Raw genomic sequence first — 7103 nt, forward strand, 5'->3', positions numbered from 1 at the left:
CTTATCGATGCACACAAGCAAACTTTTTCAGGCCTATTGCACCGTTGACAATACACTCTCGCCATCGCTTATCTTCTTTCAGCCAATAAAAAAGGCAGTGTGAATCATCAAACTGCCTTTTATCAAGTTTTATTAGGCTTGCTCGCCCAGAAGAGAATAACAAATTAGCCAGACGCGAATGAGGATGCCAAGTGTCGCCAACTCCATTTAGAGGTTGCACCGGATAACAGGTACCGCTGCTCATCTATGTCGTAAGCTCCCTTAGGTAAACTGTCTTTAATGCTTAAAACATTTCTATCGCGGTTTACCTCTTTTAGGTCTACCACTTTACCGCACTTCATTGCTCGCTTCTGAGCATCGAGTACAACCATTACTTTCGGTTGTAAGCGGCGATCTTCATTATGCCCGGTTACAATACCCACTTCCTCAGAACTTAGCTCAACCAAGGTACCTGTAGGGTATACGCCTACCGCTTCAATGAAGCGCTCAACAAGATCTTTCTGAAAAGCGATATTACGCAGCTCGTATAAACGGGCAACAGCATCATAAGGAGACATACCCAGTTCGTCATCACGCGGTGTAATCAACTCCTGATAATAATCAACCAAACCGGCAATCTTAGCTAACAAAGGAATGCGCTCACCCGTCACACCTTTCGGGTAACCGGTACCATTGTGTCTTTCTTGGTGAAATTCAACAATTGATGCAACGCCAGAAGGTAAACCTTCTATCTCAGTTAGTAACTCGACACTCTTTTCAACATATTGCTGATAGGCTGATAGTTGGCTACTCTCAAGGTCCGGATAGGCATCAAGTACTTTTTGCGCAACTCTAGCCTTACCAATATGCGACAATAAAACACCCAAAGCTAAGGTTTCCAGCATCTCCTTCTTCAAGCCCATATGACGCCCCAAAACTAAAGCCCATATAGAGGATTTCACCGAATGCTGATAACTATAAGCATCTATTTCATTCATTTTAGACAGCCAAACCAGGGCATCGGGATTACGAATAACGCTTTCGACCATACCTTTAGCAACTGACTCGGTTTCTTTAATGCTTACATCACCACCTTGCTCGACAGTGAGAAACACCTGGTCAATCGCATCGTATACATGACGATGAAGCTTTTCTACGCGGGCAACTTCTTTGTTAATGGAGACGCTTGCTTCATAGTGATGAGGAGCTTTGACAACAATGGGAGGGAGTTCTATTTCGGGGTTATTCTCGGAACTTCCAGAGATACCCTTTTTACCTTTTTCAGAACTAGGCACAGCGTGATTCGCATGAACCGTTTTGACCTTTTCTCGCTTCACGTCAACATAAACAAATTTACAGTATTCGCTCAAAGCCTTTACATCGTCATCCATACGAATATAAAAGCCCTGTAGAGGAAAAGGCGTTTCATGCCACGGACAATCCAAGTCCGCGACGAACATGCCTTCCTTCAGCGCATTTACTTCGAGTTTTAAACGATTTGTCGACATGACAATACCTACTAAGCTGGTCTTTTAGTTATCTTCCTTACATTTTTGACAATATCTTCAGGCAACACCACTACGCAGCGTTGGCTTATGTAAGCTCAGGTAACAATACCCGGTTGTTTCTTATCAATGCCAAACCGGTCACACTAGCATCTATTCAAAAATAGCTTTTACACTCTAAATATAGATCAAGATCTAATCAATTAGCAGTTAGATTTGTAACCAAGTAAAGTCGTCCTTCCATCAAATATTAGGCATCCGGGTCACAGACAGAAGAGTGGTTGAATAATTCGGGAACTAATTGCTCAATATCGCCGCCCTTTACCTTCTTGGTAGAGACGATATAAGGCTGCTGAGAACTAAGCAGGTAATCTATATTTATTTTCTTACCGCCTCGTATTTTTTGTGTTCGTTTTGGGCGGCAAGACATGTGAATGAGGACTTCTCCCTCCAAATCCAGAATACTACTTGAGCCCTGTCTATCGGTAATCGTTGCACATAGGGAGTTATTCTCTATCTCTAAGCCACGTCGATTCACATCAACTTCTGAACGACCACAGAAAACAATTCCTTCACCTTGGCGATCACTACAGCGGCGGCCGGGGCCAAACGAGCTGTCAAACAAGTGAACTTTCCGCTCGCTACATTGCGCCTCAATCACTACCGGCATTGGGCGAAGCTCGTCACTTGTCCAACCTTCATAACGAACAGACTGCCAATAAACTCTAAATTGTCTAAGTTCGCCAGCAGAGTTTTCCGCCATAAACCAACCATAATGCGTTTGATAATCTGTGGTTGCACAAGCCGTTAAGAAAGCAAACAGTCCGACTAGTAGCAAGCGGGAGAAACTCTTCATTAGCGCTCTTTTACTCCAAAGCTCAATATTTAAATGGCATTTTATCGCTTAGTTGACTTGATAGCCATCAAGTTAAATGCTTTAAATTCTTGACTAACAATTCTTTTTATTTAAGAATGATTCGCATTACTTTATGGAAACTATATTAGGAATATTTATTTATGGCTCTGTCTCGCTTTATTTGCGTCACCCTTCTAACTCTCTCTTCCTTATTCACGACAACTGTTTCAGCAAGCAGTGAAGAGGTTAACGTATACTCTTACCGCCAGCCCTTTCTGGTTCAACCTATGTTCGATAAGTTTACCGAACAAAGCGGTATTAAGGTTAATGTAGTTTTTGCTAAGAAAGGTTTAGCTGAACGCCTGACTCGTGAAGGACGCAACTCCCCTGCCGATTTAGTTTTCACTGTCGATATTGGCCGTTTAATGGAAGTGACCAACAAAGACTTGGTTCAAGCTGTTGAATCAGAAACGCTACAAAAGAATGTCCCGGTACAATATCGCGACCCAGAAAACCGTTGGTTTGGTTTAACGACACGTACTCGCTCTATCTATGCGTCAAAAGAGCGCGCTAACCTAGCTGACATTCAAAACTATGAAGACTTGAGCAAACCCGTCTGGAAAGGCCGTATCTGTACCCGAAGCGGCAAGCACCCTTACAACCTTGCGCTGATCGCATCAATGATCGCTCATCACGGCGAAGCAGAAGCAAAAACCTGGTTACAAGGTGTAAAAGACAACCTGGCGAGACGTCCTCAAGGAAATGATCGAGCACAAGTAAAAGCAATCAACGAGGGTATTTGTGACCTGTCACTTGGCAACAATTATTATTTCGGCAAAATGTTAAACGACAAAGCACAGGTTGCTTGGGCAAACTCTGTCCACCTAACCTTTCCTAACCAAGGCAACCGAGGCACCCACGTGAATATCAGTGGCGTAGCACTTACTAAACACGCACCAAACAAAGAAAGTGCAATCAAGCTAATGGAGTTCCTAACACAGGACTATGCGCAAAGCCTCTATGCAGAACAAAACTTCGAGTATCCGGTTAATACTAAGGTTGAACCATCGAGCCTGGTAAAGTCTTGGGGTTCCTTCAAGTCAGATACACTGCCACTCGCAGATATTGCTAATCTAAGAAAGCGTGCAGCACAGTTAGTTGATGAAGTTGCCTTCGATGAATAATGACTCTAGATAAGCTAAGGCCATGGCTTTTAGAAAAATAAACTAAAGCGGCACTATGCCGCTTTTCGTTTTTAATGTATCTTGCTCAGCTCGGCGTAACTCGAATACTTTGAAGGTTTATCACTCTTGAATTTCAGACTAAACGCTCAAGAGCGTCCCTGGTTCATTTCATCTTTCATTATCGCAACCCTTATCGGTCTCCCGATTGTTGCGGTGGCTTACCTCGCTCTTTTTCCAGAGGAAAACGCCTGGCCGCACCTGCTTAATACAGTTTTACCTAGTTATCTGAAAAACACGCTGATTCTTATGCTTGGCGTTGGCTCCCTAACTTTTCTGGTTGGAACTGGCTCAGCTTGGCTTATTTCCATGTACGACTTCCCCGGCAAAAAGTGGCTGAGTTGGGCCTTATTACTCCCCTTTGCCGTACCCGCTTACGTCATCGCTTATACCTACACTGATTTTCTGGAATACGCAGGCCCCGTGCAATCAGCGCTTCGAGAGCTATTTGGCTGGAAGACCAGCAGAGATTATTGGTTCCCCGAAATCAGAAGTATGGGGGGAGCTATTATCATGATGTCACTAGTACTCTACCCTTACGTCTACATGCTGGCACGCGCGGCCTTTCTTGAGCAGTCGATTTCCCTCTATCGCATTTCACGCAGTCTAGGCTCTACGCCCTTCCAGTTCTTTTATCGAGTATCCTTACCCATTGCACGGCCCGCTATTGCGGTTGGCCTGTCTTTAGTACTAATGGAGACACTTAACGACTTTGGAACGGTAGATTATTTCGCCGTCCAAACCTTAACAGCGGGTCTTTACGACACGTGGTTGAACATGGGCAACTTGGGTGGTGCAGCACAGATAGCCTTACTAATGATGGCTGTCGTGGTTATTCTTATTAGCTCTGAACGCTACTCTCGACGCAGACAAAAGCAATACCAGTCGCGCAACCAAGGCTCAACCATTCCAAGCCATAAGCTATATGGAATAAGGGCTTATCTGGCATTCGCAGTCGCCTTCTTACCGGTATTGTTAGGGTTTCTGTTTCCCTTCTCACTTCTAACGATTTATGCAGTCAAATACTTTGAAATATCCTGGCACAGCAATTTTATAGAGTACGCACTAAACAGTTTTGTTTTAGCCAGTATTGCCGCCTTTGCCACACTGGTTTTAGGCATCGTACTTACTTACAGCAAACGACTAAATTCCAATAAGCTCACTCAGCACCTGGTCAACTTCTCTAGCCTAGGCTACGCCATACCAGGCGCGGTGCTTGCGATCGGAATTATCATTCCCTTTGCTGCCTTCGATAATACCCTTGACGGTCTTATGAGAGAGCACTTTGATTTCTCAACAGGATTGATTTTGAGCGGTACGGCTTTCGCAATTGTATTTTCCTATTCTGTTCGCTTCTTAGCTGTCTCTTCAGGGTCCGTAGAGTCCAGCCTATCTAAAGTAACACCAAGCATGGACATGGCATCGCGCTCACTTGGCCATAATTATTTATCGACACTATTTAAAGTACACCTGCCCATTATCAAGCGGGGTGCTCTTACCGGCATGCTTGTCGTGTTTGTAGACTGTTTGAAAGAATTGCCTGCTACACTAATTTTACGGCCTTTTAATTTTGAAACACTGGCTACACAGGTTTACCAATTTGCTTCCGATGAGTTACTTGAGCAAAGCGCCTTGAGCGCACTAATCATCGTTGCAGTGGGTATTCTGCCAGTTATATTGTTAGACAAGAGTATTAGCCAAAAGTCCTAAGATACGAAGCAATTAGCAACCCAAACATTCATCGACTTAAGAGAAGTAAATAAGCAATATGAGCATCATCTGGATTTTAGTTGCCTTCATATTTGGCTTCATTGCGAAACAAATCACACTCCCACCCTTAGTTGGTTATCTAATTGCTGGCTTCTTGCTCCATGCAAGTGGCGTTACGCCAGAACCGACACTCGAGATGCTTGCAGACCTTGGCATTACGCTAATGCTGTTTACCATCGGGCTTAAAATTGATTTCAGACAGCTTATGAGGCCACAATTATGGTCCGGAACCTTTATTCATATGAGTGGGTGGATGATACTCCTACTTCCTTTGATAATTCTTTGCACAACTACCCTCAGCCACAGCTTATTTGATCTCAGTTTGTCGCAAAGCGCCATTATCGCTTTTGCTTTTAGTTTCAGTAGCACTGTTTGCGTCATTAAGATTTTGGAAGACAATGCGGAATTAAAATCCAAACACGGTGACCTCGCTGTCGGCGTACTAATCTGGCAAGATATTGCGGCTGTTCTGTTTCTATTCTTTGCAACCGGCAAATCACCAAGCCTTTGGGCATTTAGCTTGCTTGGCCTTTGGTTCCTTCGCCCTTTATTAAAAAGAATGATGGCCTCCAGCGGTCACGGAGAGTTGATCCCACTCTACGGTTTTTTACTTGCACTTGGCGGCCCGGAGCTTTTTGAGCTTGTCGACATGAAGGGTGACTTGGGTGCACTAGTCATGGGCATGCTACTCGCAGGCTTACCTAAATCTAACGAACTCTATAAGTCGTTAATGAGCTTCAAAGACCTCTTCCTAATCTGCTTCTTTTTGTCTATCGGGTTCACCGCGTTACCAACTTTGGAAATGTGGCTCGTCGCCTTAGGCTTGACTATTTTACTCCCCATCAAGTTATTGCTTTTCTTCTTTGTGTTTAATGCGGTTGGCTTACGCTTGCGTACCAGCTTCTTGTCAGCACTCTTGCTAGCCAACTACAGCGAATTCGGGTTGATCGTTGCCAGCTTAAGTGTTGATCAAAACTGGCTAAGCCATGAATGGTTGGTCATCATCGCCCTATCGACAACTCATTCGATGGTATTTAGCTCAATTATTTACAAGTTTGCACATCGAATATACGCAAACAAAAAAGACGCCTTCTCGCGTTTTGAACGTCCTTGTGATACCTCCCAACAAACCTTTTTACCTATCAAAGACAAAGAAGTCTTAATTGTCGGCATGGGGCGTGTTGGAAAAGGCGCTTATCATGAAGCAGAAAGGGATCTCCCCGGGAAGATCTGCGGTGTTGAGCTTGACCCAAAACGGGCACAGGGGTTCAAGGAACAAGGCATTAATATTATATGCGGTGATGGTGATGACATTGAGTTCTGGGAACAGGCCCCATTAAGCGACATAAAACTAATTATGTTAGCCCTGCCTTCAGTCAACGAGATGAAGAACATTATCTATCAGTTGAAGCATACTTCTTATTCAGGAAAAATTTCCGTCATTGCACAATATGAAGACCAACAAAAAGAGCTAATGGGTTTAGGTGCCGATATTGCTTTCAACTACTATGCAGAGGTAGGAACTGGCTTCGCTGAGGAAAGCATCCACTTATTAAAAGGGCAATAAGCTCTTTTACACAACACAAACCAAAATTTTATCGAACACGTCTTTCTTTTTATTCAGGAAGACTTCACTGCGAATAAGACTCTCTATTAAATAATTCTCTCGTGTTGTGACGACACGCGCTAACTTAAAGACCAAAGAGTTCGACTTCGAACTATTCTATTATATAATGATCGCTATTCAACATA

At 43.7% G+C, this 7103-nt stretch carries 5 protein-coding genes; 3 read left to right on the forward strand and 2 right to left on the reverse strand.

What is annotated here, in order from left to right; genetic code table 11:
- Positions 1 to 164 precede the first annotated feature (164 nt).
- The gene (locus A3757_RS15385) at positions 165 to 1487 is read right to left on the reverse strand and encodes an HD-GYP domain-containing protein (RefSeq protein WP_068508956.1); all 1323 of its coding nucleotides are present in this window, start codon (positions 1485 to 1487) and stop codon (positions 165 to 167) included.
- Between the two features lie 247 nt (positions 1488 to 1734).
- Entirely contained in the window at positions 1735 to 2340 is a 606-nt protein-coding gene (locus A3757_RS15390) for a hypothetical protein (protein WP_068508954.1), read from the reverse strand.
- A gap of 161 nt (positions 2341 to 2501) precedes the next feature.
- Here A3757_RS15390 and A3757_RS15395 point away from each other — a divergent pair, with 161 nt between their 5' ends.
- The 3 genes from A3757_RS15395 to A3757_RS15405 all read left to right on the forward strand — a co-directional run bounded on the left by A3757_RS15395 (position 2502) and on the right by A3757_RS15405 (position 6918).
- Positions 2502 to 3524 carry a Fe(3+) ABC transporter substrate-binding protein gene (locus A3757_RS15395; protein ID WP_156490469.1) on the forward strand — a complete coding sequence of 341 codons (1023 nt, stop codon included), beginning with the start codon at positions 2502 to 2504 and terminating at the stop codon, positions 3522 to 3524.
- 126 nt (positions 3525 to 3650) lie between these two features.
- Positions 3651 to 5291, forward strand: a complete 1641-nt coding sequence (locus A3757_RS15400) for an iron ABC transporter permease (protein ID WP_068508952.1) — start codon at positions 3651 to 3653, stop codon at positions 5289 to 5291.
- A gap of 58 nt (positions 5292 to 5349) precedes the next feature.
- Entirely contained in the window at positions 5350 to 6918 is a 1569-nt protein-coding gene (locus tag A3757_RS15405) for a cation:proton antiporter family protein (RefSeq protein ID WP_197470067.1), read from the forward strand.
- The last annotated feature ends 185 nt before the right edge of the window (positions 6919 to 7103 follow it).

It is taken from the genome of Oleiphilus sp. HI0117, from assembly GCF_001635235.1.

Bases quoted from the DNA above. Each gene is read 5' to 3' on its own strand.
- A3757_RS15390 (WP_068508954.1), bottom strand. From the start codon at position 2,340: ATGAAGAGTTTCTCCCGCTTGCTACTAGTCGGACTGTTTGCTTTCTTA.
- A3757_RS15405 (WP_197470067.1), top strand. From the start codon at position 5,350: ATGAGCATCATCTGGATTTTAGTTGCCTTCATATTTGGCTTCATTGCG.
- A3757_RS15395 (WP_156490469.1), top strand. From the start codon at position 2,502: ATGGCTCTGTCTCGCTTTATTTGCGTCACCCTTCTAACTCTCTCTTCC.
- A3757_RS15385 (WP_068508956.1), bottom strand. From the start codon at position 1,487: ATGTCGACAAATCGTTTAAAACTCGAAGTAAATGCGCTGAAGGAAGGC.